Annotated in this window: 19 protein-coding genes, 2 pseudogenes and 1 riboswitch; of the genes and pseudogenes, 7 read left to right on the top strand and 14 right to left on the bottom strand. The window is 68.2% G+C overall.

Annotated features, from left to right (window positions below):
- Positions 1 to 116 precede the first annotated feature (116 nt).
- The 5 genes from C0541_RS15280 to C0541_RS15300 are packed head-to-tail and all read left to right on the top strand — an operon-like array spanning position 117 to position 7380.
- A complete protein-coding gene (locus C0541_RS15280) occupies positions 117 to 1343 on the top strand; it encodes a siderophore biosynthesis protein PvsA (RefSeq protein WP_115049581.1) in 1227 nt (408 codons plus the stop codon).
- A complete protein-coding gene (locus C0541_RS15285) occupies positions 1340 to 3142 on the top strand; it encodes an IucA/IucC family protein (protein ID WP_115049583.1) in 1803 nt (600 codons plus the stop codon). The genes C0541_RS15280 and C0541_RS15285 overlap by 4 nt, the downstream gene beginning before the upstream one ends.
- Positions 3139 to 4347, top strand: coding sequence for an MFS transporter (locus C0541_RS15290; protein WP_115049585.1), 1209 nt, complete (start codon positions 3139 to 3141; stop codon positions 4345 to 4347). The genes C0541_RS15285 and C0541_RS15290 overlap by 4 nt, the downstream gene beginning before the upstream one ends.
- A complete protein-coding gene (locus tag C0541_RS15295; RefSeq protein WP_115049588.1) occupies positions 4325 to 6094 on the top strand; it encodes an IucA/IucC family protein in 1770 nt (589 codons plus the stop codon). Before C0541_RS15290 ends, C0541_RS15295 begins: the two co-directional genes overlap by 23 nt.
- A complete protein-coding gene (locus C0541_RS15300) occupies positions 6091 to 7380 on the top strand; it encodes a type III PLP-dependent enzyme (protein WP_115049590.1) in 1290 nt (429 codons plus the stop codon). Before C0541_RS15295 ends, C0541_RS15300 begins: the two co-directional genes overlap by 4 nt.
- 29 nt (positions 7381 to 7409) lie before the next feature.
- On the opposite strand, the gene C0541_RS15305 is transcribed toward C0541_RS15300, so the two are convergent.
- The 14 genes and pseudogenes from C0541_RS15305 to C0541_RS15375 form a co-directional block, all read right to left on the bottom strand.
- Positions 7410 to 7784, bottom strand: coding sequence for a GyrI-like domain-containing protein (locus tag C0541_RS15305; RefSeq protein WP_238601334.1), 375 nt, complete (start codon positions 7782 to 7784; stop codon positions 7410 to 7412).
- A pseudogene (locus C0541_RS21405) lies at positions 7707 to 7931 on the bottom strand (histidine phosphatase family protein); the annotation flags it as partial. The gene C0541_RS15305 and the pseudogene C0541_RS21405, both read right to left, overlap by 78 nt.
- An 8-nt stretch (positions 7932 to 7939) precedes the next feature.
- The gene (gene cobT / locus C0541_RS15310) at positions 7940 to 8986 is read right to left on the bottom strand and encodes a nicotinate-nucleotide--dimethylbenzimidazole phosphoribosyltransferase (RefSeq protein WP_115049592.1); all 1047 of its coding nucleotides are present in this window, start codon (positions 8984 to 8986) and stop codon (positions 7940 to 7942) included.
- Positions 8983 to 9204 (bottom strand): annotated as a pseudogene (locus C0541_RS15315) (bifunctional adenosylcobinamide kinase/adenosylcobinamide-phosphate guanylyltransferase); the annotation flags it as partial. The pseudogene C0541_RS15315 and the gene cobT, both read right to left, overlap by 4 nt.
- Before the next feature lie 88 nt (positions 9205 to 9292).
- A complete protein-coding gene (gene btuB, locus C0541_RS15320; protein WP_115049596.1) occupies positions 9293 to 11170 on the bottom strand; it encodes a TonB-dependent vitamin B12 receptor in 1878 nt (625 codons plus the stop codon).
- 116 nt (positions 11171 to 11286) lie between these two features.
- Positions 11287 to 11509: riboswitch (cobalamin riboswitch) on the bottom strand.
- Positions 11510 to 12067: 558 nt separating this feature from the next.
- On the bottom strand, positions 12068 to 13354 hold the full coding sequence (locus C0541_RS15335; RefSeq protein ID WP_115049598.1) for an O-acetylhomoserine aminocarboxypropyltransferase/cysteine synthase family protein: 1287 nt from the start codon (positions 13352 to 13354) through the stop codon (positions 12068 to 12070).
- Between the two features lie 156 nt (positions 13355 to 13510).
- On the bottom strand, positions 13511 to 14422 hold the full coding sequence (locus C0541_RS15340) for a DUF6624 domain-containing protein (RefSeq protein ID WP_153064994.1): 912 nt from the start codon (positions 14420 to 14422) through the stop codon (positions 13511 to 13513).
- Positions 14423 to 14609: 187 nt separating this feature from the next.
- Positions 14610 to 17195, bottom strand: coding sequence for an ATP-dependent chaperone ClpB (gene clpB / locus C0541_RS15345; protein ID WP_115049602.1), 2586 nt, complete (start codon positions 17193 to 17195; stop codon positions 14610 to 14612).
- A gap of 216 nt (positions 17196 to 17411) precedes the next feature.
- Positions 17412 to 18263 carry an ATP-binding cassette domain-containing protein gene (locus tag C0541_RS15350; RefSeq protein WP_238601335.1) on the bottom strand — a complete coding sequence of 284 codons (852 nt, stop codon included), beginning with the start codon at positions 18261 to 18263 and terminating at the stop codon, positions 17412 to 17414.
- Positions 18260 to 19054 (bottom strand): aliphatic sulfonate ABC transporter permease SsuC, encoded by a 795-nt coding sequence (gene ssuC / locus C0541_RS15355; protein ID WP_115049604.1) that lies wholly within the window; start codon positions 19052 to 19054, stop codon positions 18260 to 18262. Before ssuC ends, C0541_RS15350 begins: the two co-directional genes overlap by 4 nt.
- Before the next feature lie 127 nt (positions 19055 to 19181).
- Positions 19182 to 20165, bottom strand: coding sequence for an aliphatic sulfonate ABC transporter substrate-binding protein (locus C0541_RS15360; RefSeq protein WP_115049606.1), 984 nt, complete (start codon positions 20163 to 20165; stop codon positions 19182 to 19184).
- An 11-nt stretch (positions 20166 to 20176) separates the two neighbouring features.
- Positions 20177 to 21217 (bottom strand): L-glyceraldehyde 3-phosphate reductase, encoded by a 1041-nt coding sequence (gene mgrA, locus C0541_RS15365; protein WP_115049608.1) that lies wholly within the window; start codon positions 21215 to 21217, stop codon positions 20177 to 20179.
- A 16-nt stretch (positions 21218 to 21233) separates the two neighbouring features.
- Complete coding sequence (locus C0541_RS15370) at positions 21234 to 22562, bottom strand: LLM class flavin-dependent oxidoreductase (RefSeq protein WP_115049610.1); 1329 nt, start codon at positions 22560 to 22562, stop codon at positions 21234 to 21236.
- A gap of 64 nt (positions 22563 to 22626) precedes the next feature.
- Entirely contained in the window at positions 22627 to 24882 is a 2256-nt protein-coding gene (locus tag C0541_RS15375) for a TonB-dependent receptor (RefSeq protein ID WP_238601336.1), read from the bottom strand.
- A 267-nt stretch (positions 24883 to 25149) separates the two neighbouring features.
- Here C0541_RS15375 and C0541_RS15380 point away from each other — a divergent pair, with 267 nt between their 5' ends.
- Both C0541_RS15380 and C0541_RS15385 read left to right on the top strand, forming a co-directional pair.
- The gene (locus tag C0541_RS15380) at positions 25150 to 25458 is read left to right on the top strand and encodes a GIY-YIG nuclease family protein (protein WP_115049613.1); all 309 of its coding nucleotides are present in this window, start codon (positions 25150 to 25152) and stop codon (positions 25456 to 25458) included.
- 45 nt (positions 25459 to 25503) lie between these two features.
- A complete protein-coding gene (locus C0541_RS15385; protein WP_115049615.1) occupies positions 25504 to 26211 on the top strand; it encodes a glutathione S-transferase family protein in 708 nt (235 codons plus the stop codon).
- The last annotated feature ends 110 nt before the right edge of the window (positions 26212 to 26321 follow it).

A 26321-nucleotide genomic window follows, 5' to 3' on the forward strand; every position in this document is an offset into this window, starting at 1 on the left:
CCTGCCGCAGCATGCGGCATGCGATCACCGTATCGCAGGCCACCCACCGCCCTCGCGGCGCCAGGCAGCCCGTTTCAGTACCGGTTTTTCCACCGTCCTGTTGAACGAGAGCTGCCATGACTGCGACATCCGCTGCACCGTTGGTGATCCTCACCCATGTCTGCCATCCGGCCATCACCGAAGGCTTCCTGCCGGCCGCGCATGCGCTCGGCCTGCCGGTGTGGCTGCTGACCGACCACCGGCTTGATCACCTGAGCCATTTCCGCGAGCACCCTGAGCATGCGCCGCAACGGGTGATCGAATGCGATGTGTTCAATCCGCTCGGCGTGCTGGATGTGCTGCACGACGCCGATGTATCGCCGCGCGCGGTGTTCAGCAACAGCGATCATCTGCAGACCAGCACCGCGCTGGTTGCAGCGGGTCTTGGCCTGCCCGGCAAGGACTGGCAGGTCTGCTATGCGGCCAAGAACAAGGCGGCGATGCGTCAACGCCTGCGTGCGCACGGTTTGCCATCGCCGTGGTTCTGCACGCTGGCGCCGGGTGCGGCGTTGCCGGCCGGCATTCCGTGGCCGGTGGTGGCCAAGCCGCGCGAGGGCGTGGCCAGCCTGGACGTGCGCCATTGCGCAGATGCCGCGCAGTTGCAGGCCTATCTGGACGATGTGTGGCAGCGCCATCCGCAGCGCACCGTGTTGCTGGAAGGCATGCTGGAAGGGGCGCTGTTCACGCTGGAAACGCTGGGCGACGGCCACACCCTGCAGGCGCTGGGCGGCTTCCGGGTGCGGCTGTCGCCGCCGCCGCATTTCGTGGAGTGCGAGGCGCAATGGGATGCCCGCGTGGACACGCCGGTGATTGCACAGGCACTGCAACAGCTGCGCGGCTTCGGGGTCGGCTTCGGGCTGTGCCATAGCGAATTCATCCTCACCAATGACGGCCCGGTGCTGGTGGAAATCAATTACCGCAGCATCGGCGACCGCCGCGAATTCCTGCTCGACGACATGTTCGGCAGGCAATGGTTCACTGCCGCGCTGGCGCCGCATCTGGGCCTGCCGCTGCCGCAGCTGCGCTGCGATCGCGCCCATGCCCTGCTGCGTTACTACGTCGCCGAGCAGGATGGCGAGCTGGTGACCGCCAGCGAAGACCGCCGCCACCACGATGCGCGCAGCGACGTGCACTACCGACGCATGCGCGCACCCGGCGAACGCATCCGCTTGAGCCATTCCAACAAGGATTACCTGGGTGTGCTGAGCGCGGTGGCCAGCGATGCGCAGGCACTGCAACAGGCGGTGGTGCACGCCGAAGCGGGACTGCAATGGCGCATCGACGGCGCGGAGCTGCGCGCATGAGCAGCGCCGCCGACCAACGCTATATCGCCACCCGCATCATCGATGCCTGCCTGCGCGAGGACCTGCGCGGGATCGCCACGCGCGGCAGCACCGCCATACCCGACACAAGCGTACTGGCGGCATGGACCGACCCCAGCCCGGTGGAGGGCTGGTGGCGCATCGCGCATCTGCCCGATGGCACGCTGTGGTTGCCGATCCATCGGCAGGGCTATCTGCAGGACATCAGTGCCTGCGGCGACAGCTGGATCGTGCAGAGCGCCGATGGTGCACATGTCGAACGCGGTGCGCAGGCCTGGCTGCAGCGCATCAGCGCGCAACTGGACGTGGAGACGCAACAGCTGCATCGCGTCTATGCCGAAGAAGCCGAGTGCGCCGCCGCCCACCTGGGCCTGGCGCGCCAGGCCTTTGATGCACAGGCGCCTGCGCTGCTCAATGCATTGCAGCATGCCGATGCAGCCGAGCGTGCATACCGCTGCGATCAACTGGCCAGCTACCGCGACCATCCGTTCTATCCGACCGCACGCGCCAAGGCCGGGCTGGATGCCTCGGAACTGCGCGACTACGCGCCCGAGTTCGCGCCCACCTTTGCGCTGCGCTGGCTGGCGATCCCGCGTGCGCAGGTCAGCTGCACCGGCGCCGCGTCGGCAGAGGTGTGGCCGGACTTCGCCGCGTTGGGCCTGCCGCCCGAGCTGGCCGACACGCATGTCGCCTGGCCGGTGCATCCGCTGGTGTGGGCGCGGCTGGAACAGGACGGGTTTGCGCTGCCGGCAGGCAGCCTGCGCGCGCCGCAGGCCTGGCTGGACGTACGCCCCACCCTGTCGGTGCGCACGCTGGTACCGCTGCAGCATCCACAGCTGCATCTCAAGTTGCCGATTCCGATGCGCACGCTGGGCGCGCTCAACCTGCGTCTGATCAAGCCGTCCACGCTGTACGACGGCCACTGGCTGGAGCGTGCACTGCGCCGCATCGATGCGCTGGATCCGGCCCTGCGCGGCCGCTGCGTGTTCGTGGACGAATCGCAGGGCGGGCACGTGGGTGACACCCGTCACCTGGCCTTTCTGCTGCGACGCTATCCCCCGCTGGACGACGCCACGCTGGTGCCGGTGGCCGCGCTGTGCGCGTTGTTGCCGGACGGACGGCCGATGGCGATCCATCTGGCCGAGCGCTTTGCGCACGGCAATGTACTCGGCTGGTGGAGTGAGTACACCGCGCTGATGCTGGCGGTGCATCTGCGCCTGTGGCTGCGCTATGGCATCGCGCTGGAAGCCAATCAGCAGAACAGCGTGCTGGTGTATGCCGATGGCCAGGCGACGCGGCTGCTGATGAAGGACAACGACGCCGCACGCATTGCACTGCCGCAATTGCGCGCACAGCTGCCGGATCTGGACGCGTTGGGCCCGCTGCACGATGCGCGCATCGCGGTGGACCAGCCGCAGGCACTGGCTCAGATGTTCTGCACCATCGTGCTGCAACTGGACCTGCAGGCGGTGCTGGAAGGCCTGGCCGAATGGCAGCCCGCGCTACGCGCGCCGCTGTATGCGCAGCTGCAGACGCAGCTTGCAGCGACGCTGACGCAGCTGGACCGCGACGGCATCGACACCGGTCCCGCACGCCGCCTGCTGGCCGCACCGCGGCTGCCGGTGAAGTACCTGCTCAGTGCCGGCAGCCTGCTCAGCAAACAGCTCACCGGCGCAAGCGACATCAACAAGTTCTATGGCGATAGCGCGCCCAATCCCTTCGGCGACGCCTTCGCTGGCGCACAGCAGATGCCGCGCCAACAGGCGGGTGCCCCGCGATGAAGCGCATCCTGGGCCCGGTGCTGGCGGCGCACTACCTGGCCGCCTTCACCGCACTGGGCATGCCGTTGTTTCTGCCGCAGGTGCTGGCCGAACTGGCGCCTTCGGCGGCGGTTGGCTGGAGCGGTGTGCTGTACGTATTGCCGACGCTGTGCACCGCGTTGACGGCCGGCACCTGGGGACGCCTGGCCGACCGCTATGGACGCAAGCGTTCGTTGTTGCGCGCGCAGCTGGGCCTGGCGCTGGGCTTTGCGATCGCCGGCTTTGCGCCGTCGCTGAGCTGGCTGGTGATCGGGCTGATCGTGCAGGGCACCTGCGGCGGCTCGCTGGCGGCGGCCAATGCGTACCTGGCCAGCCAGCCGCAGGCCGGCCCGCTGGCGCGCGCGCTCGACTGGACGCAGTACTCGGCGCGCCTGGCGATGGTCAGCGCGCCGGCGTTGCTGGGCCTGGCGGTGGCGCTCGGCCCGGCGCAGTCGCTGTATCGCGCGCTTGCGCTGCTGCCGCTGCTGGCGTTCGCGCTGACCTGGCGTCTGCCGGCCGACCGGCCTGCGCCGCGGCCGACCGCGTCCACTGCGCCGTCCACGCGCTCCGCAGACGCTGCCGCGTCGCCACCGTCGGGGTCAGCACGGACCAGCACGCCGGCCAGCGCCCTGTGGCCGGCGTTGCTGGGTGCGCAGTTCCTGTTCTGCTTCGCGATGGTGGTGACCTTCCCCTATTTCATCCCGTATGCGCTGGCGCGCGGTGCCGGCCACGACGCGCTGGCCGGCCTGCTCTACAGCCTGCCGCACCTGGTCTACCTGGTGGTGCTGCCGTGGTGGCGGCGCGGCGATGGCGCAGCCTGGCTGGTGCCCGGCCTGATGCTGTTTGCGCTGGCCTGCCTGTGGCAGGCGCTGTTGCACGACGCCATCGCATTGGCCGCGGCGCGGCTGCTGTTCGGGTTCGGCATGCTGTTCGGCCTGCGTGGACTCAACCGCAGCCTGGCACTGGTCGCCAGCGGGCATGGCGCCGGGCGCCTGTTCGGCCGCTTCGACGCCTGCGGCAAATGGGCCGGCGTGTTCGCCGGTGCCGCTGCCGGCGCGCTGGCCCAGGCGGCCGGCCCTGCCACCCCCTTCCTGGCTGCCGCGCTGGCTGCGGCGGCCGCTGCGCTCACCGTCCTGGTGCGCTTCCCTTCGAGGAGATCGACCGATGTCGCCGCACACGATGCATGACCCCTGGTACGACAGCATGGCCGACGCGCAGGCCTGCAGTTGCTGGTTGAACTGCTACCTGCGCGAGTTTGCGATTCCGCAACGCGCGGTGGACTTCGATTATCGCGGCCTGGATCGCCCCGGCCCGCGCGTGGCCGAGCAGCGCTGGCTGCGGATCGATCTGGGCGATGCCGGTGTGCTGTGCGTGCGCATTGCCTACGCCGATCGCCTGGGCCGCTGCCGCTTTGCCTCCACGCCGTTCCTCAAGGGCGCGGGCCAACCGTGGCAGAGCCTGGACGCGCATGCCCTGGCGCGCTGCCTGCTGCAGGCGCTGGGCAGCACGCAGGCGGTCAATCCGGAACTGCTCGCGCAAAGCGCCAACAGCGTGGCGGTCACTGCCGCCCTGCTGCGCCAGGCACAGGGCACCGCCGCGACCGGCGAGGCGATGATCGACGCCGAACAGTCGATGCTGTGGGGGCATGCCCTGCATCCCACGCCCAAGAGCCGCGAAGGCGTCGACCTGGCGCAGGTGCTGGCCTGCGCGCCAGAAGCGCGTGCCGCGTTCCAGCTGTTCTGGTTCCGCATCGACCCACGGCTGCTGCGCATGCAGGGCCGCGATGTGCGTGCGAGCCTGCGCCGGCTCTCCGGCGACGACGACCTGTATCCCTGCCACCCGTGGGAAGCGCAGCGCCTGCTCGACGATCCGTTGCTGCGCACCCTGCAGGCGCGTGGCCTGATCGCGCCGGTCGGTGCGCTGGGCGCTGCGCTGCGGCCCACCTCCTCGGTGCGCACGCTGTATCACCCGGCGCTGGACTATTTCCTCAAATGCTCGGTGCATGTGCGCTTGACCAACTGCGTGCGCAAGAACGCCTGGTACGAGCTGGAAAGTGCGGTCGCGCTGACCGAACTGCTGGCGCCGAGCTGGCGTGCCCTGGCCGCGCAGGTACCGGGCTTCGATGTGATGCTGGAGCCGGCGGCGACCTCGCTGGAGATCGCCCAGGTCGATCCGGCCCTGCATGACGCCGATCCGCTTGCCGCGCGCGCGCTGTCGGAGAGCTTCGGCATCCTGTACCGGCAGACCCTGCCAGCGGCGCAACGGGCGCGGTGGCAGCCGCAGGTGGCCGCCGCCCTGTTCACCTGCGATGCGCAGGGCAACAGCGTGTGTGCTGCTGCGTTGCACGCCTTGACGACCACGCAGCTGGATCGCCACACCGCCACGCTGCTGTGGTTCCGCGCCTATGCCGGCCTGCTGCTGGATGGCGCATGGAGCGCCCTGTTCCAGCACGGCATTGCGTTGGAGCCACACCTGCAGAACACCGTGATCGGGTTTGCCGATGGCTGGCCGACGCGAGTGTGGATCCGCGACCTGGAAGGCACCAAGCTGCTCGCGCACCACTGGCCCGCCACGCGCTTGCAGGGCGTGGGCGAACGCGCGCGGCAATCGCTGTACTACACGCCGGAACAGGGCTGGAATCGCGTGGCGTACTGCGCGCTGGTCAACAATCTGGCCGAGGCGATCTTCCACCTGAGCGAAGGCGATGCCGTGCTGGACGCGCGGCTGTGGCAATGCGTGGGCGAGCTTGCCGCACGCTGGCAGCAGCGCCATGGCGCGCAGGCCGCGCTGCAGGGCCTGCTCGACGGTGCGCCGCTGCCCGGCAAGAACAACCTGGGCACGCGGCTGTGGCAACGCGCCGACCGCCAATCCGACTACACCGCACTGCCCAACCCGATTCCACGCAGCGCGGCGGCACGGCGGGTGGCGGCATGAGCCTGCGCATCGACACCGCCGCACTACTGCAGGCCCTGCCAAGCGTGCGCGAACACAGCGATGGCCCGCTGTGCGCCTACGTCTACGACCTGGCCGCACTGGATGCACACGCGGCCTGGATGCGCGCGCAATTGCCGGCCGACTGCGAGCTGTTCTACGCGGCCAAGGCCAATGCGGAGCCGCCGATCCTGCACACGCTCGCCCCGCACGTGGATGGTTTCGAGGCGGCCTCCGGCGGCGAACTGGCCTGGCTGCATCGGCAGCAACCCCAGGCCGCGTTGCTGTTCGGCGGCCCGGGCAAGCTCGATGCCGAACTGGCGCAGGCCGCCGCACTGCCCGACTGCACAGTGCATGTGGAAAGCCTGGGCGAACTGGAACGCCTGGCCGCCATCGCGGCGCAGGCCGGCCGCTGCGTGCCGGTGTTCCTGCGCATGAACATCGCCGTGCCCGGTGCGCAGAGCACGCGCCTGATGATGGGCGGGCAGCCCTCGCCGTTCGGCCTGGACCCGGACGCTCTGGAGGCGGCGATGCAACGCCTGCGGGCCAGCCCCTCGCTGCGGCTGGAAGGCTTCCATTTCCACCTGATGTCGCACCAGCGCGATGCCGGCGCGCAGCTGCACCTGATCGCCGCCTACCTGCGCACCGTGCAGCAGTGGCGGCAACACTACGGGCTCGGCCCGTTGCGGGTGAATGCCGGTGGTGGCTTCGGGGTGGATTATCTGGCGCCGGAATGCTCGTTCGACTGGGCCGGCTTCTGCGCCGGCCTGCCTGGCTTGCTGCGCGAACATGGCCAGGCGCTGCGCCTGCGGCTGGAACCGGGGCGCTATGTCAGTGCCAGCTGCGGCTGGTACCTGATGGACGTGCTGGACCTCAAGCGCAGCCACGGCGCGTGGTTTGCGATCGCCCGCGGCGGCACCCACCACTTCCGCACCCCGGCCGCGCAAGGCCACGATCACCCGTTCCGTGTGCTGCGTGGCGCGCATGCCCCGGTGCTGCGCGACACCCCGGTCACCCTGGTCGGGCAGCTGTGCACGCCCAAGGACGTGCTGGCACGCAACCAGCACGTTGCCGCGCTGGCACCGGGCGACTGCCTGGCCTTCCCGCTGGCCGGCGCATATGCCTGGAATATCTCGCACCAGCAGTTCCTGATGCATCCGCCGCCGCAGATGGTGTTCCTGCCGGTGGCGGCTCAGGCGGCGGCAGCGGCGTCGGTCGAAGGCTGGACCGGCACGCGGATGTCTGCACGCAACTGTGCCTCTGCCACTGCTTCCGGGTCGTCAAGGTAAAGATAATGCAGCGGCGCGGCGCGCAAGACTTAGCCGCTGTGTGGTAACCATTGCGCGAGCAGAAGGTCCAGTGCGTCTTCGACACCGGCATACGCACCGATGTGTCGCGACACCGCATGCGCGCCGCCGTCGAGCTGGCGCAGTTGCAACGGCACCGGCGGCGACAGTGCGGCGGCGAAGACCATGCCGCATTCGAACAGATGCCGCTGCGCCGGCACATCGCGGTGGTCGCTGAGTGGCAGGCCGATCAAGGCCTGCAGTTGTGCGATCGCACCGATCCGCTCGGCCCAGGCCGCGATGCGGCCAAAGCCGCGATCCAGATCCTCGGGGGTATCCGCGCAACCGCGGATTCGGCTGCAGCGGCAGCGCAGGCGCGCTGGCCGGTTCGATGACGAACAAGGCACAGCGCTGCAGCGTCGCGGCGACCACCGCGCCCCGTGCGCGGTCGGCAGTGGCCGCGCGCAGTTGCTGCCAGCGCGGTGCAGTCAGTGGGTCGTCGAGCTGCCACGGTCGCTGCGCTGACCGGTGTTGCCCTCGCGCAGCACGCTGATCTACGCACTCATGCGTCGGACACGCCGGCTTCGGCAAAGGTGGCCATGCCGTTGTGCAAGGCACAGGCATGGCGCAGCAGCGGAATCGCTACCGCTGCGCCGCTGGCCTCGCCCAGGCGCAGATCCAGCTGCAGCAGCGGTTCGGCCTCGAGTGCGCGCAACAAGGCGGCATGGCCGCGCTCCTGCGAGCGATGCCCGAACAGCAGCCACTCGTGCACGCCGCCATTGAGATGGGTGGCGACCAGCGCTGCGGCGGTGCTGATGAAGCCATCCACCAGCACCGGAATCCCGGCCTGCGCCGCGGCGATGTAGGCGCCGACCAACGCGGCGATCTCGAAACCACCCAGCCGGCGCAGCCGCTCCAGCGCGGTGGAGGCATCGGCATGCAGGGCCAGCGCACGGGTGATCACGGTGGCCTTGTGGGCGATGCCCTCCGCATCCAGCCCGGTGCCGGCACCGGCCATCGCCTGCGGAAAGTGCGACAGCAGCGCGCAGCCCAGTGCCGCGGCCGAGGTGGTATTGCCGATGCCCATTTCGCCACCGACAAACAGCTGGGTGTCGCAGCTCTTTGCCTGCGCAATGCTTTCGGCGCCTGCGGCCAGTGCATCGCGCAACTGGGTGGTGGTCATCGCCGGCTGTTCGCAGATATTGGCGCTGGCCGGCGCGATCCAGGCACGCCGCACCCGCGGCAACTCGCCCGGGTCGTTGACCACGCCCAGGTTCACCACTTCCAGGCGTGCGCCGAGCTCGCGCGCCAGCACCGCGATGGCGGCGCCACCCCGGGCGAAATTACGCACCATCTCGCCGGTGACCGCCTGCGGGAACGCAGACACGCCCTCGGCGGCAACCCCGTGGTCGGCGGCATACACCGCGATCCAGACCCGCTGCACGGTGGGATGCTCGTTGCGCTGCCAGGCCGCCAGTTGCACCGCCAGCTGTTCCAGCCGGCCCAGCGCACCGGCCGGCTTGGTCAGTTGTTCCTGCCGCGCCAACGCAGCCGCGCGCACGCGCGCGTCCGGAACCGCGCAGGCACCATGAATCCAATCGCTTGTCACACCGCCTCTCCCTTCAGAACCATCGGCACACTTGCCACCACCCGCAGCACGCGCTCGCACTGTAGCGTCAATGCCCGGTGCAGCCGCCCGGCCTGATCGACAAATCGACGCGTGAGTTCGCCCCACGGCACGCTGCCCTGCCCCACCTGGTTGCCGACCGGCACGAGCTGCCCCGGCCGTTGCGGCGGGGTGGCGAGCAGGGCCTCGCACCCACGCGCGGATCTGCCACTGCGTCTCTTCCAGGGCCCGTGTCGGTGCCCGGCGTGTGCGGCCGCTCAGCGGCCATGGCCGGTGCAGCCGCCGCGCTTACTGCGCGGCTTGATAGCGCAGGGTCAGCAGATAATTGCGCCCCGGTTGCGCATACCAGCGTGCGGTTTCGTACTGGCGGTCGAACACGTTGTTGGCGGTGAGCGAGACCTTCCAGTCTGCAGTCACCGCATAGCTCACGCGCAGATCCAGCAAGCCGTAACCGGCCAGGCGCTCGGTGTTGGCCAGATCGTCGAACCGCTTGCCGGAGCCGAAAAGGCTCGCACCGACGCCGAATGCCCCGAAGCTGCGGTCCGCATCGATGCGCCCGCTCTGCCGCGCACGCCGCGGCAGCCAGTTGCCTTGGTTGATGCCGCCATCGGCTTCCGGCTGCAGCCAGGTCAAGGCACTGCGCACGGTCCAGCCGGCCAGCTCGGTGTCGTAGCCGGCTTCCACCCCGCGGATGCGCGCCCGGTCGATATTGTTCGGCTGCCCGAACGGATGCGCCGCATCCACCAGCGCCGCGTCGTAGGCGATCAGGTCGTCGATGCGGGTCTGGAATGCGCGCAGCGTCCAGGTGCCCCAGTCGTAGCTGCCGCGCAGGCCGAGCTCGGCGCTGCGGGAGGTTTCCGGCCCCAGCAACGGGTTGCCGAAATCGGGGTAATACAACTCGTTGAAGGTCGGCGCCTTGAATGCGGTGCCGTAACTGGCGGTCAGGCGCAGATGCTCGGCAACATCCCAGCCCCACAGCAGGCTGCCGGTGGTCTTGCCGCCGAACTGGCTGTTGTCGTTGCGACGCAGGCTGGCCTGCACCGACTGCGTATCGAAACTCTGCTGCCACTGCGCGAATGCGGCGCGGTCGATGCGGCTGTCGGCATTGTAAGTGTCGCTGCTGGCGATGGCGTCGCGCTGCCAGTCGAAGCCGACCGTGAGCAGGCCCGCGCCGGCAGCGATGTCGGCCTGCAACGCGCCCTGCTTGCGGCGGGTGTCATAGGTGGACACATACGCACCGTCGTAATACGCATCGCTGAAGTCGGAACTGCTGCCGACGCTGGCGGTGAGCTTGAGCGCATCGGTGGGCGTGTAATGCACGCGGCCACCGACCGCCTGCTGCACGCCCTTGGACAGGTTGCCGCCGAAGGCCGAGCCGTCGTATTCGTTGCGGCTCTGCGCGCGCAGGCCGTGCACGTCGGCGTCCCACTGGCGATTGAAGCGCCAGCCGCCCTGCACGCTCAGCGAATCGTTGCGGTAGCCATCGCGATCCGGATCGTAGTCGCTGGAGCTGGTGTCCAGATACGCGTTGATGCCATCGGTTTCGTCATGCACCGCGTTGGCCGAGTACCAGCCACCGCTTTCACTCAGATCGCCGTCACTGCGCCCGGCCACACCTGCAGTGTAGCGACGCGCATTATCGCTGCCGGCCGCCGCGCTGAAGGTGGGCACGTAGCGGCCTTGTGGGCGCCGGGTAAATATCTGGATCACCCCGCCCAGCGCCTCGGAACCGTAGAGGCTGGAGAACGGGCCACGCACGATTTCGATGCGCTCGATCTGCTCGATCGGCAGGTCCTGCAACGCCGCGCCGCCCGAGGTGGCCGAGCCGATGCGCACGCCATCGATCAGCACCACCACCTGGTCCGATTCGGTGCCGCGCAGGAACAGCGAGGTCGGCTTGCCCGGGCCGCCGTTGTTGGCCAGCGCCACCCCGGCTTCGCCACGCAGCAGGTCCTGCAGCGAATTCACCTGGCGACGCTCGATCTGCGCGCGGTCGATCACGGTGACCGGCGCCAGCGTCTGGTCCTGGGCCTGCGCAGTACGCGAGGCAGTGACCACGACCTGGTCGAGATCGATGGCGGCCTCGGCATGGGCCAGGTGGGCCACGCACAGCGACAGGCCTGCGGCCAGCACCGCACGACGCGGCAAAACGGAAGAAACGGACATCGACTGCTGCTCCTCGAACCGCGCCTACCCGCGCGGGGGCAATGGGGGCGGCAGACAGCAACGGGCCAGGCGTCCAACGCGGCAGCGCCAGACGAGCAAGGCCACGCCCACCGCGTGCCGGTTCACTCCCTCAGGCCGGTCTCCGGGCTCGCGAGTGGAGGCCTGCGCCTCCGATGCCGCGCCTTCCCATGCGACTGCACAGTGGCGTGTTGCGGCACCTGACCTCGCCCACCGTTGCGGGGGCAGCTCCGGCATTGCAGTTCGCCAAGGCGATCCGCGCACCGGATTCCCGTTTAAACCACCGCAACCGCGGCAGTCACCTCAGGGGCGCGCATGGTAGCAGGATTGGCTAGGGGCGCCGGCGCGCGCTGGCAACCGGCCAGGCGCTGCGCGTCGGCACGCCCCAAATCCAGCCACGCGTCGGTGGGAGGCTCGAATTTCCCAGGGCATGGAAGCAACGCGCCGAGGCGGCAGCGCGGGCGCACCAAGGCGCAGGTGAAGCTGGCGCGCAACCCGTGCATTGGTGCCCAACAGTAACGGGAGCTTCAAATCACGCGTTGCTGGCTTGTTCAAGGTTTCCAGGGCATGGAAGCGACGTGCCGAGGCGGCAGCGCGGCCGGGGATTGGCGGAGAGCGGCACACGGATGTGCCGCGACGGCGAGTCAGACAGGATGTCTGACCGAGCCGAGGAGCCGGTCCCCGGCCGCGCTGCCGCCCCTACCGAAGCCAGTACCCACAGGCACCGTGCATCGCCGTACCACTCCCACTCCGCGCCCCGGCCCGCGCCAGCAGCGCGGGCGCACCAAGGCGCAGGTGAAGCTGGCGCGCAGCCCGTGCCTTGGTGCCCCGAAGAGAGCGAGGCTCTGCGTTCCTGCGCTTAAAGGCGGGCGTACAACCTCATGCTCCCTGCAGCGCCTGCTCCAGATCGGCCAGCAGATCGTCGATGTGCTCGATCCCGATCGACAGCCGCACGGTGTCTTCACTGACGCCGGCATGTTCCAGCTCGGCCGGGCCCAGCTGACGGTGCGTGGTCGATGCCGGATGCGTGGCCAGCGACTTCGCATCGCCGATGTTCACCAGCCGCGTGAACAATTGCAGCGCGTCCAGAAAACGCGCGCCTGCCGCACGACCGCCGGGCAGGCCGAAGGTCAGCACGCCCGAGCCATGCCCGCCCAGATACTTCTGCGCCAACGCATGCTCCGGATGATCCGGCAGCGCGGCGTAATTGACCCAGGCAACCCGCGCGTGCTGCTGCAGATACGTCGCTATTGCCAGCGTGTTGGCATTGATGCGCTCCATCCGTAGCGGCAGCGTTTCGATGCCTTGCAGGATCAGGAACGCATTGAACGGCGACAACGCCGCGCCGGTATTGCGCAGCGGCACCACGCGCGCACGGCCGATGTACGCCGCCTCGCCCAGCGCTTCGGTGTACACCACGCCGTGATAGCTCACGTCCGGCGCGTTGAGGCGTGGAAACCGCTGCTTGTGCGCTGCCCACGGGAAGCGCCCGCTGTCCACGATCGCCCCGCCGATGCTGTTGCCATGGCCGCCCAGATACTTGGTCAACGAATGCACCACGATGTCGGCACCGAACTCGATCGGGCGCAGCAGCGACGGCGTGGCCACGGTGTTGTCCACGATCAGCGGCACGCCGTGCGCGTGCGCCACTGCCGCCACCGCCTCGATATCGGTGATGTTGCCGCGTGGATTGCCGATCGACTCGACGAACACCGCCTTGGTGCGTTCGTCGATCAAGCCGGCAAACGCCTGCGGATCGCGATAGTCGGCAAAGCGCGTGCCGATGCCGAACTGCGGCAAGGTATGCGCGAACAGATTGTAGGTGCCGCCATACAACGCACTGGAGGAGACGATGTTGTCGCCGGCCTCGGCAATGGTCTGGATCGCATAGGTCACCGCGGCCTGCCCCGACGCCAGCGCCAGCGCGCCAATGCCGCCTTCCAGCGCCGCCACGCGCTGCTCCAATACGTCGTTGGTCGGATTCATGATGCGGCTGTAGATATTGCCCTGCACCTTGAGGTCGAACAGGTCCGCGCCATGCTGGGTGTCGTCGAAGGCGTAGGCGACGGTCTGGTAGATCGGCACCGCCACCGCCCGCGTGGTGGGATCTGGCTTGTAGCCGCCGTGCACGGCGATGGTTTCGGGCTTCCACTGCGGATCGGTCATGGCGCGGCTCGCTGTTGGACAAGGAGCCTGACGATACGCGGCCACCGACCCGCACCTCATGACAGCCGGCTATGACGACATCGCCAGAGGTCAGGTCATTCAGCAAACCCGCCTGCATGCCGCGCACGCAGGCGACGCCGCTCTCACCACCAACAATCAGTGCACCGGCCGATGGTAGACGTCTTCCAACATCCGCTTGTACTGGTCCATTGGAGGTAAGCCCATGCGGCGACGCCGCGCATCCAGACCTGTCAGGTCCTCGGTAGGCGCCAACGACTTACCGCCATCGGGACCGGTCACGAATTGGGTGCCGTAGCGCTGAGGCTTCCCTTGCGCACGCAGGACACGATCTGTGAGCAGCGCAACATCGTCGGGCGCCACATCGTGCCTGGCAAGCGCCGCTTCCATCAGGGCCAGAGCCTGCGCCTGAAACGCCGGATCGGCGTCGGCATGCTGCACCAAGGTCCACGCTGCGTTGGCGCCATCTTCGCCCACCAGGCGCCGTCCTGGCCATCCCTGCGTCGCGACGACCTGCTTGAGCCATTCGGTGTTTTCGCGCATCACCGGCACGATCGATGCCCAGTCGGCTGGCTTGCCTCCAGCGGTGATTGCTGCATTTTGCGCATGCTGGTCCTTCTCTACGCGCGCAAGCAGTTCCTGCCGCAATTGCGGATTCAACGCCATCTGCTGCTGCGCACTGATGCGTTCGGCCTTAGCCAACAGCGCAGGCCACCCATCCGTCTTTCGCAGCCGATTCAGGCCGGGCCGGTCCTTGCTGCGCAGATCCTCGATGGAGATTCGCCCCCGTGGAATTTCCTGCTCGAGATAGCGTATCGCCTCGTCGGTCTGTTTCGCTGCCGCCAGACACTCTGCGCGCAGGAGTTCGCCATTTTGCGGCAGTTCGCCGGAGGAGCGCTGCAGTGCGGCCATCACCTGGGCACAACCCGCGTAGTCCTCCGCCTCGTAGGCCTTGAGCGCGGCGAAAATATCCGGCACTTCCGCTGCGTGCAGGGCACCTGTTAATCCCAAGGCGACGCCGACATAGATCGAAACATACGCAAGACGCATCTGAAGTTCCTTGCCAGATGAGGTGTTCGACGGGAGCAGAGCGCGGCAATTCACTAGGCGCCAAAGTGACCCGCATGCCGCAGGCGAGCCGCCCCCGCATCCTGCGGGACGACTCGCCCTCCAATCAAGCCTTACCGAACTCCAGATGCCTGCCCTGCGCATGCGCGCGCATAACCGGTGCTGCGCCTCAGCCCTTGGTGAATGCCAGCCGCCCACCTTCAGCGCGCACCTGCACGGTGTCGCCGCTGAGATAGTGGCCCGACAGGATCTGCTGGGCCAGCGGGTTCTCCACCTGCGACTGGATCGCGCGCTTGAGCGGGCGCGCGCCATACACCGGGTCGAAACCGACATTGCCGAGCAATTCCAGCGCCGCATCGTCCAGGTCCAGCTTGAGGCCACGCTCGGACAGGCGTTTTTCCAGCCCATGCAACTGGATGCGCGCGATCGACTTGATCTGCGCCTTGTCCAGCGGATGGAACACCACGATGTCGTCCAGCCGGTTGATGAACTCCGGGCGGAAATGCGCCTGCACCACCCCCATCACCGCCGCCTTCATCTGCGTGTACGCCTCGGCGCTGCCGTCGCCGGACAGCTCCTGGATCTGGTGCGAGCCCAGGTTGGAAGTCATCACGATGACGGTATTGCGGAAGTCCACCGTGCGGCCCTGGCCATCGGTGAGGCGGCCGTCGTCGAGCACCTGCAGCAGGATGTTGAAGACATCGGCATGCGCCTTTTCCACCTCGTCCAGCAGGATCAGCGAATACGGGCGCCGACGCACCGCCTCGGTGAGGTAGCCGCCTTCCTCGTAGCCCACGTAGCCCGGAGGCGCACCGATCAGCCGCGACACCGAATGCTTCTCCATGAACTCGCTCATGTCGATGCGGATCATCGCCTCGGTGCTGTCGAACAGGAAGTCCGCCAGCGCCTTGCACAACTCGGTCTTGCCCACGCCGGTCGGGCCGAGGAACAGGAACGAGCCGCTCGGGCGGTTGGGATCGGACAGGCCGGCGCGCGAACGCCGCACCGCATCGGAGACGACCTGGATCGCCTCGTTCTGCCCGACCACGCGCTGATGCAGTTCCTCTTCCATGCGCAGCAGCTTGTCGCGCTCGCCTTCGAGCATCTTGTTGACCGGAATCCCGGTCCAGCGCGACACCACCTCGGCGATTTCCTCGGCGGTGACGCGGTCCTGCACCAGCTTGAAGTCGTGGTGTTCGACCTCGTTGGCCAGCGCCATCTGCTTTTCCAGCTGCGGCAGCACGCCGTACTGGATCTCGCTCATCTTGGCGTAGTCCTGGCGCCGTTGCGCCGCTTCCAGTTCCAGCTTGGCGTGTTCGATCTGCTCCTTGACCTTGGTGGTGCCCTGCAGTGCGGCCTTTTCCGACTTCCACAACTCGTTGAGGTCGTAGAACTCGCGCTCGAGCTTGTCGATGTCGGTTTCCAGGTCGGCCAGGCGCTGACGCGAGGCGTCGTCCTTTTCCTTCTTCAGCATTTCGCGCTGGATCTTGAGCTGGATCAGCCGGCGCTCCAGGCGGTCGAGCTCTTCCGGCTTGGAGTCGATCTCCATGCGGATGCGCGAGGCCGCCTCGTCCATCAAATCGATGGCCTTGTCCGGCAGCTGGCGGTCGGTGATGTAGCGGTTGGACAGGGTGGCGGCGGCGACGATGGCCGGGTCGGTGATCTCCACGCCGTGATGCACCGCGTAGCGTTCCTTCAGGCCGCGCAGGATCGCGATGGTGTCCTCCACCGTCGGCTCGCCGACGAATACCTTCTGGAAGCGCCGCTCCAGCGCGGCGTCCTTCTCGATGTACTTGCGGTATTCGTCCAGCGTGGTGGCGCCGATGCAGTGCAGCTCGCCACGCGCCAGTGCCGGCTTGAGCATGTTGCCGGCGTCCATCGCACCATCGGCCTTGCCGGCGCCGACCATGGTGTGCAGCTCGTCGATGAACAGGATGATCTGGCCCTCGTTCTTGGACAGGTCGCTGAGCACGGCTTTGAGGCGTTCTTCGAACTCGCCGCGGAACTTGGCGCCGGCAATCAGCGCGCCCATGTCCAGCGACAGCACGCGCTTGCCGCGCAGGCCTTCGGGCACTTCGCCGTTGATGATGCGCTGGGCCAGGCCTTCGACAATGGCGGTCTTGCCCACGCCGGGTTCGCCGATCAGCACCGGGTTGTTCTTGGTGCGCCGCTGCAGCACCTGGATGGTGCGACGGATTTCTTCGTCGCGGCCGATCACCGGATCGAGCTTGCCGCTCTCCGCACGCGCGGTCAGGTCGATGGTGTATTTTTCCAGCGCCTGGCGTTGTTCCTCGGCGTTTTCCGACTGCACGGTCTCGCCGCCACGCAGCTTGTCGATGGCCGCTTCGATCTTCTTCTTGTCACCACCGGCCGCGCGCAGGGCCACGCCCAGCGGGCTGGCATCGTCGGCGGCTGCCAGCACGAACCACTCGCTGGCGATGAACGCATCGCCATGTTGCTGGGACAGCTTGTCGGTCTGGTTGAGCAGGCGGTTGAGATCGTTGCCGATCGACAGGTTGCCTTCCTGCCCGGAGACCTTGGGCAGCGTATCCAGCGCCTCGCCCAGCCGCTCGCGCAGCAGCGGCACGTTGACCCCGGCCTGCGACAGCAGCGGGCGCGTGCTGCCGCCGCTCTGGTCGAGCAGCGCGGCCAGCACGTGCACCGGCTCGATGATGTTGTGGTCGCGGCCCACGGCCAGCGACTGCGCGTCGGCCAGCGCCTGCTGGAACCGCGAGGTGAGCTTGTCCATCCGCATGGGGAATCCTCTGAACGGGTGGCCGGCGACGCCGGCGATACCGTGCAGATGCGGCTGCCGTGCGGGGTTTCAAGGTGTGGCGGGCGCCGCAGGTGCAGATGCGGGGCACCAAGGCCGGTGCACGCTGCCTGCTGTGTGGCTGCGCGATGTTGGCTTTGCGCGTTGGCGTTGCGCCTTGGTGTTGGCCTGGGCAGCCCCAGGCCGACGCCCCGCCCGTTAGACGATCCGCCGCAGCGGCACAGTGGCGTGCGTGGCACCACCCTGCCCCGCATCGACATCCTTGGCGTCCTCTGGGTCCTCGGCATCTTCGGCGGCCGCCGGCGCCGGCAGCTGCGCGGTCCCCAGCAGACGCGACAGCACCTGCGCCTGGATGTCCGCCAGGGCCGGCGCACCGGGTGCACGCGGATGCGGCACCGGCACCGGCAGATCCAGGCCGACCTGGCCGTGCTCGACCAGCACGATGCGATCGGCCAGCGCACTGGCCTCGGCCACGTCGTGGGTGACCAGCACCAGGGTGAAGCCATGCTGCCGCCACAACTGCACGATCAGCTGCTGCATCTCGATGCGCGTCAACGCATCCAGCGCGCCCAGCGGTTCGTCCAGCAACAACAGCCGCGGCCGGTGTACCAGTGCGCGCGCCAGGGCCACGCGCTGGCGCTGGCCGCCGGACAGCGCCGCAGGCCAATCGCCAGCGCGCGTGCCCAGCCCCACCGCGTCCAGCGCCGTCTGTGCCTGCGCGCGCCCGGCGCGCCCCAGGCCCAGCGCCACGTTGTCGATCACCCGCTTCCACGGCAGCAGGCGCGCATCCTGGAACATCAGCCGCACCGCATCGCGCTGCGCCGCCAATGGCGCATGGCCGCTATCGACGGTGCCGGTCTCGGCCGCTTCCAGCCCGGCGATCACCCGCAGCAAGGTGCTCTTGCCGCAGCCGCTGCGCCCGACCACCGCCACACATGCGCCGGGTGCGACGTCCAGGTCGATGCCGCGCAAGACCTCGCTGTCGCCGTAGCGCTTGCCGATGCCGCGCAAGCGCAGCGGCAGGCCGGTCGCGGTCGCGGTCGCGCTCATCGACGCAGCTCCGCACGCTGTTGCTGCGCCGGATGCCAGCCCAGCCACCAGGCTTCCAGCCCGCGTGCGGCCAGATCGGCCAGCTTGCCGAGCAGCGCATACAGCACGATGGCCACCACCACGATGTCGGTCTGCAGAAACTCGCGCGCGTTGGTGGCCAGATAGCCGATGCCGGAACTGGCGGAAATGGTTTCGGCCACGATCAGGGTCAGCCACATCAGCCCCAGCGCAAAGCGCAAGCCGACCAGGATCGACGGCAATGCGCCGGGCAACAACACATCGACGAACAGCTGCGGCCCGCGCAAGCCGTAATTGCGCGCCATCTCGATCAAGGCCGGGTCCACGCTGCGGATGCCGTGGTAGGTATTGAGGTAAATCGGGAAGAACGTGCCCAGCGCCACCAGGAACAGCTTGGCGCCCTCATCGATGCCGAACCACAGGATCACCAGCGGAATCAGTGCCAGATGCGGCACGTTGCGCAGCATCTGCAGGGCGCTGTCGAGCAGGCGTTCGGCCACGCGCGACACGCCGGTGAGCAGGCCCAGCGCAGAGCCGATGCTGCCGCCGATGGCCAGGCCCACCGCCGCACGCCAGCTGCTGATGGCCAGGTGTTGCCACAACTCGCCGGTTTGCACGAGCGTGATGGCCGCGCGCAGCACCGCGTCCGGTGCAGGCAGGATGCGCTGCGGCAACCAGCCGCCGGAGGCCGCGATCTGCCAGGCCACCAGCAAGGCCAGCGGCACTAGCCAGGGCACCAGCACGTTGCTTAGACGCCGTGAGCGGCGACTCATCGCGCGACCTTGCTGGTTGGGCGATGCAGCGAAACGACGGCACGCATCTGCCCGCTCCGGGTTACTCGGCACGCGTCACCACTTGCGCGCGCGCTCACGCCTGCGCGTGTATTCCTGCTTCCACGCATCACTTGCCCGCCGCCGGCTTGCCTGCCGCTTGCACCGCGGCAACCGCGGGCGCCCGCCATACCGCCGGCGCCACCAGCACGCGCCTGGGCAACAGGCGCTGCGCGTAGAACAGATCGGCCGTGGCCTGCTGCGCCTTGATGACCTCGGCGCTGAGCGGCTGCACGCTGGCCGGCGGGCGATGCGCCAGCGTGCGCTCGACCACCGCAGGCGACAGCCCGCTGACCTGCGCCAGCACCTTGATGCTGCCGGCACGGTCGCGCTCCAGCAAGCCATCGGCCTGGTCGAGCGTGCCCATCACCTGCTGCACGAACGGGCCCCACGCGGTGGCGTAACGGCGCGAGGACAGGAAGAACCCGCCGGTCAGTCCCAGCCCTTCGCCGTTGGCGAGCAGGCGTGCGCTGCCATCCAGCGTCAATGCCGAATACCACGGGTCCCAGATCGCCCAGGCATCCACCTGCCCGGCCGCGAACGCTGCGCGTGCGTTGGCCGGCGACAGATACAACGGCGTGATGTCGCGCATGCCCAGGCCCGACCTGGCCAACAGCCGCAGCAACAGGTTGTGCGCGCTGGAGCCTTTCTGGAAGGCCACCCGCTTGCCCTTGAGGTCGGCAACGCGCTGCAGCGCGCTCTTGGCCGGCACCAGGATGGTCTCGGCCTTGGGCGTGGGCGGCACCCAGCCCACGTACAGCAGGTCGGCACCGGCGGCCTGCGCGAACAGCGGCGGAATGTCACCCGCACCGCCCAGGTCGATGCTGCCCACGTTCAGGGCTTCCAGCAGCTGCGGGCCGGCAGGAAATTCCACCCAGGTGATCCTGGTACGCGGGAAGCGCTGCTCCAGCAACCGGTGCTGCTTGGCCAGCACCAGGCTGGACACCGCTTTCTGATAGCCGATACGCAGCTGCGCCGGCTCGGCCGCCCACGCGGGTTGCAGCCACGCGATGCCTGCCAACAGCAACCCAGCAAACAAGAAACGGTAGCGCATCGGAGTGTTCCTCATTGCCAATCGGTGGACGGTTTTTCCCAGAGGTTGACGCCGCCCTCGACCGCAAAGCGATCGATCTCGGCCAACTCGTCCGCACTGAACTCGGGCGTCTGCAAGGCCGCGACGTTTTCGATCAATTGCTCCGGGCGGCTGGCGCCCAACAGTGCCGAGCTCACCCGCCGGTCGCGCAGCACCCAGGCCAGGGCCAGCTGCGCCAGACTCTGTCCGCGCCGCTGCGCGATGGCATCCAGCCCGCGTGCGCGCTGCAGGTTGGCCTCGGACAGATGTTCCGGCCGCAGCGAGTCGCCACCGGGACGATTCACCCGCGCATCGCCGGGGACGCCATTGAGGTACTTGCCGGTCAACAGGCCCTGCGCCAGCGGGGTGAAGGCGATCACCCCGGCGCCGACCTCGTCGGTTGCGTCGAACAATTCGTGCTCGGCCCAGCGATTGAACAGGTTGTAGGCCGGCTGATGGATCAGCAACGGTACCTTCCACTCGCGCAGCAACGCGGCGATGTCGCGCGTGCGCGCCGCCGAATACGAGGACACGCCCACATACAGCGCCTTGCCCTGCTGCACCGCGCTGGCCAGTGCGCCGGCGGTCTCTTCCAGCGGCGTGTCCGCATCGAAGCGGTGCGAGTAGAAGATGTCCACGTAGTCCACGCCCAGCCGCTGCAGGCTCTGGTCCAGGCTGGACAGCAGGTACTTGCGCGAACTGCCGCCCTGTCCGTACGGGCCCGGCCACATGTCCCAGCCGGCCTTGGTGGAGAGGATCAATTCATCGCGATACGGCCTGAAGTCTTCACGCAGCAGGCGGCCGAAGTTGATTTCCGCGCTGCCATACGGCGGGCCGTAGTTGTTGGCCAGGTCGAAATGGGTGATGCCCAGGTCGAAGGCGGTCCGCAGCAATGCGCGCTGCGTGTCGATCGGCGTGCTGTCGCCGAAGTTGTGCCACAGGCCCAGCGACAGCGCCGGCAGCACAAGGCCGCTGCGGCCGACACGGCGGTAGGCGATACGGTCGTAACGATCGGGATGTGCGAGATAGGTCATCAAGGTATCCGGTGGGTCAGCGTGCGCTGAAGCGATTGACGGGACGTGCCAGCCCCAGATGATCGCGCAAGGTGCGCCCGGCATAGTCACGCCGGAACAGTCCACGCCGCTGCAGCTCGGGCACCACGTGCGTGGCCACATCGGCCAGGCCGCCGGGCAGATGCGGCACCAGCACGTTGAAGCCGTCGGCCGCGCCCTGCTCGAACCAGGCCTGCAGCTCGTCGGCAATCTGCGTGGGCGTGCCGATCAGGCTGTAATGCCCGCGCCCGCCTGCGATGCGCCGGCCGAGCTGGGCAATGCTCAGTTGCTCCTGCCCGGCCAGCTCGGTGAACAACTGCTGGCGACTGCGTTGCCCGGTTTCGGTGAGCGGCAACTCCGGCAACGGGCCATCGGGCGGATAGCCGGACAGGTCGAAATTGCCCAGCATGCGCGACAGCAGCGCGATGCCGACCTCCGGCTCCACCAGCTGCTGGAACTGCTCGAACTTTTCCTGCGCCTCGGCCTGGCTCTGCCCGACCACGATGAACACGCCCGGCATCACCTTCAACGCATCGCGCGAACGCCCGAACTGTTCCAGCCGCCCCTTGATGTCGGCATAGAACGCCTGCGCCTTGGCCAGCGACGATTGCGCGGTGAACACCACCTCGGCGGTTTCGGCCGCCAGCGCACGCCCCGGCTCGGACGAGCCGGCCTGCACCAGCACCGGATGCCCCTGCGGCGCACGCGCGATGTTGAGCGGACCGCGGACCTGGAAGTGCGCGCCGCGATGATCCAGCACATGCAGCCGCGCCGGATCGTAATGCACGCCGGCGGCGGTATCGGCAATGAAGGCATCGTCGTCCCAGCTGTCCCACAGCCCGGCGACCACCTGCTGGAATTCGCGCGCCCGCGCATAGCGCTCGGCATGCACGTAGTGCGCGTCGCGGTTGAAGTTCAATGCTTCGTCGGCGGCATCGGACGTGACCAGGTTCCAGCCGGCACGCCCACCGGACAGATGATCCAGCGAGGCGAACTTGCGCGCCACGTGATACGGCTCGTTGTAGCTGGTGGTCATGGTGGCGATCAGGCCGATGCGCTCGCTCACCACCGCCAGCGCGCTCAGCAGCGTGAGCGGTTCGAACAGGCTGGAGCGCGCCATCCGCGACGCCACCGGCCCACCGGCCGCAGCCAGGCTGTCGGCCACGAACACCGCATCGAACTTGGCGGCTTCGGCGATGCGCACCATCTCGCGGTAATGCTCGAACACCAGCGGGTCGGCACTGGCCTGCGGGTGCCGCCACGCGGCCACGTGATGGCCTGTGGCCATCAGGAACGCCCCGAGCGAGAGCTGTGGTGCGGCGCTCATCGCAGTCCACCGTGGGTCGCGCCGGCATTGCTCACATCACCATCGAAACACATCACGGACATCGTCAAAAATCCTTGTGCACTTGCAGCCCGACATAGCGCTGGTCGTCGCGCGGCACCAGCCGGTACACGTTGCCGGTGGCATTGGCCAACAGGGGTGCGTACGCGCGGTCGCCGAGATTGCGACCGAGCACCGCCACCCGCCAGCCATGCGCATCGTCGGCCAGCGCAATGCTGGCGTTCCAGATCGCATACGGGCCCTGCACGGTTTGCGGGGTCTGGCTGAGGTCGTACTGCACGCTGTCCTGCCAGCTCACGTCGCCGTTGAATTCCAGCGCCAGGCTGCCGCGCAGCGGCACCCGATACCCGGCGCGCAGATTGCCCTTCCAGTCCGGCGAAAACGGCAGCGGCCTGCCGTCGACATTGCAGTTGGCCGCCGCGGCGGCCGGGCAGGCAAACCGCTGGATGCGCGCCTGCGTGTAGGCCAGCGAGGCGGCCAGGCTGAGCCGCTCGGTGGGCCGGTAGTCCAGGTCCAGTTCCAGGCCCTGCGTGCGCACCTGCCCGGCATTGATCAGGCGGGTCACCACCTGCCCGGCCACGGTGTCGAAGAAGTTGGCCTGGTAGTTGGCGTACTCGGTATGGAACAGCGCGACGTTCGCACTGAGGCGATCGTCCAGTGCACGCGCCTTCAGGCCGAGCTCCCAGGCGTTGGAGGTCTCCGGCTTCAGCGCCGGCGTATCGCGCGGCTGCATGTTGAAGAACACGTTGTAGGCCGGGCCCTTGTAGCCGCGCGAATAGGTGAGGTAAGCGGTGGTCTGCGCATCGACGTCGTATTGCAGGCCGGCACGCCCGGACACGCCGTTTTCCGCGGTGCTGCCACTGCTCGCCGTGGACGGCTGGATGCCGGTCACCGCGGCTGCGGAGCTGGACACGCGCTGGTGCCGGTAGTCGAGCGTATCGCGGGTGAAGCGTGCGCCCAGCAACGCGCGCAGATCCGGGCGCCAATGCCAGGTGGCCTCGCCGAATGCGGCATAGGTCTGCGCCCGGGTGGCGTAATCGGCCACGCCCACGTTGCTGGCGGTGGGCGTCGTCACCGTGCGGCGATAGGTTTCGTCGTTGCGCGCATGCAGGTAATACAGACCGGCGACCGCTTCCAGCGCACGGTCGCGCGGGGTCTGGATGCGCAGTTCCTGCGAATACTGCGTGTAGCCCAGGTCGCCACGGTCGTGCGAGGACGGAAACGCCGCGCTGCGTTGTGCGGTGCGATCGCCGTCCTGGAACTGGGTGTTGTCCCACTGCCGCCAGGCGCTGATCGAGGTCAGCAGCGCATCGCCGAGCTGCTGGTCCAGCTGCAGCGAGGCGCCCTTGTTGATGTCGTCCAGCTGCGTGCGGTAATCGCTGTTGATCTGCCGGTTGTCGGCGCTGGCGACGACCGGCGCCAGTGCCGCGGCGAAGTCCGCACGCGTGCTGTCCACCACCACACCGCTGGGCGCATCGCTGTGCGATTGCAGGTAGTCGGCGAGCAACGTCGCGTTCAAATCCGGGTTCGGGCTCAGGTCCAGCCGCAGCCGCGCGCCGGCGCGTCGGTAGCCGTTGACGGTCTGGCCGTCGGCCACATTGCGCACATTGCCGCCGTACTCGGCCCACAACGCCGACACGCTGGCCTTGAGCACCTCCGGCACCAAGCTGCCGCCAACGCTTGCACGCACGCGGTCTTCGTCGCCGCCCCCGAAGTGCGAGTAATCCACATAGCCGCCGAATAGCTCCGGCGCAGGCTTGCTGACGATGTTGAGCACGCCGGCCGAGGCATTCTTGCCGAACAAGGTGCCCTGCGGCCCGCGCAGCACTTCGATGCGCTCGACATCGAGCAGATCCAGTGTGGCCTGGCCCGGACGCCCCAGCACCACGCCGTCGATCACGGTGGCCACGCTGGGCTCGACGCCCGGCGAGGTGGAAATGGTGCCCACGCCACGCAGGAACAACGAGGTGTCCTTGTTGGAAGCGCCGGTGCGGAAGGTCAGGCTGGGCACCAGCGCCGGCAGGTCGGCCACGCTGTTGCGGTTTTCGCGCTCCAGCGTCTCGCCCTGCACCACCGATACCGCCACCGGCACCTGCTGCAAGGTGGTCTCGCGGCGCGTGGCGGTCACGGTGACCGCGCCCAGGGTCTGCGCGGCGCGCTCCGGCGTCGCGGCAGTCCCGCCCACCTCGTCGGCCAGCACCGGCGTAACTACCCACGCCAGACTCCACGCCAACACCTGCGGCCTGGCCAACCATCTCGAAGCAGCGAGGATCCTTGCAGGGGTCCGGTGTCGCGCAGGCATGTACGTCCTTTCGTGGCGTCGGCTGTCTTGCAGCGTGGGGGGGGGCGGGTCGGCGCGTGCGCCGTGCATGCACGACGACCCGGGCGCAATGCAGGCCGAAACAGCGCCGCAATGCAGTAGCGCATGCTGTTTGCAGCTGTCGCGAGCGTCAAATAACCAATATTCAGGTGGTTATTCACTCACGCACTGCAGCGCGCCGGCCATCCGTGCTCAGTGCTCGCAACGACCAGCGCTGCACAACGCCGGGTCAGTGGCGATAATGGGCACATGGATGCACCCAAGCCCTGGCACCTCTACCTGCTGCGATGTCGCAACGGCAGCTATTACGCCGGTATCACCAACGATCTGGAGCGACGCTTCCAGGCGCATCTGCGTGGCACCGGCGCGCGCTACACCCGCGCACATCCGCCGCTGGAAGTGCTTGCCAGCCATCCGTACGCGGACCGCGCCGCCGCCTCGCGCGCAGAGTGGCAGCTCAAGCAGCAGCCGCGCGCACGCAAGCTGGCCTGGCTGCTGGCGCAACCGCGCCACGGCACCGGGTCACCACCAGATGACGCATCGATCACGCCCGCCTAGCCACATGGTTCCTACGCTGTGACGCCGTCAATCGCGGAGCAGCACATGCACTATCAGCTCTATTACTGGACCGGCCTGCAAGGCCGCGGCGAATTCGTCCGCCTCGCACTGGAAGACGCTGGTGCCGACTACACCGACGTGGCGCGCGTGGAAGGCGATGAGGCGATGCATGCCTTTCTGGAAGGCAACCAGGCCGGCGCGCAGCCGTTCGCACCGCCCTTCCTCAAGGCCGGCGACACGGTGGTCGCACAGGTGGCGGCCATCCTGCATGCCATCGGGCCACAACTGCAGCTGGTACCCGACTCGGACGCGCAGCGCATCCAGGCATTGCAGTTGCAGCTGACCATCGCCGACCTGGTGGCCGAGGTGCACGACAGCCATCACCCGATCGCCACCGGCCTGTATTACGAAGATCAGAAAGCCGAGGCGGCCAAGCGCGCCAAGGACCTGCGCGACAACCGCCTGCCCAAGTTCCTGGGCTATTTCGAGCAGGTGCTGCACCAGGCCGGCGGCGCCCATCTACTGGGTGCACACTCGTATGTGGACCTGTCGCTGTTCCAGCTGGTCAGCGGACTGGACTACATGTTCCCCAAGCGCATGAAGACACTCTCGTCGGATCTTCCCGGCCTGAAGGCCTTGCAGCAACGCGTGGCCGAGCGCCCGCGCATCGCGGCCTATCTCGCATCCGCCCGACGCGTCGCGTTCAATACCAACGGCATCTTCCGCCACTATCCGGAGCTGGATGCGGCATAGCAGGCGAGCTGGCAGCGCGTGGCGCAGCCGATACGGCCACACCGCCGCTGCCTGCATGCTGGAATGGCGCAAGACGCTGCAGCCATGCCTGCAAGGCCGCGGCGTTGCGG

Source organism: Xanthomonas arboricola (assembly GCF_003353015.1).
Taxonomy (GTDB): domain Bacteria; phylum Pseudomonadota; class Gammaproteobacteria; order Xanthomonadales; family Xanthomonadaceae; genus Xanthomonas; species Xanthomonas arboricola_E.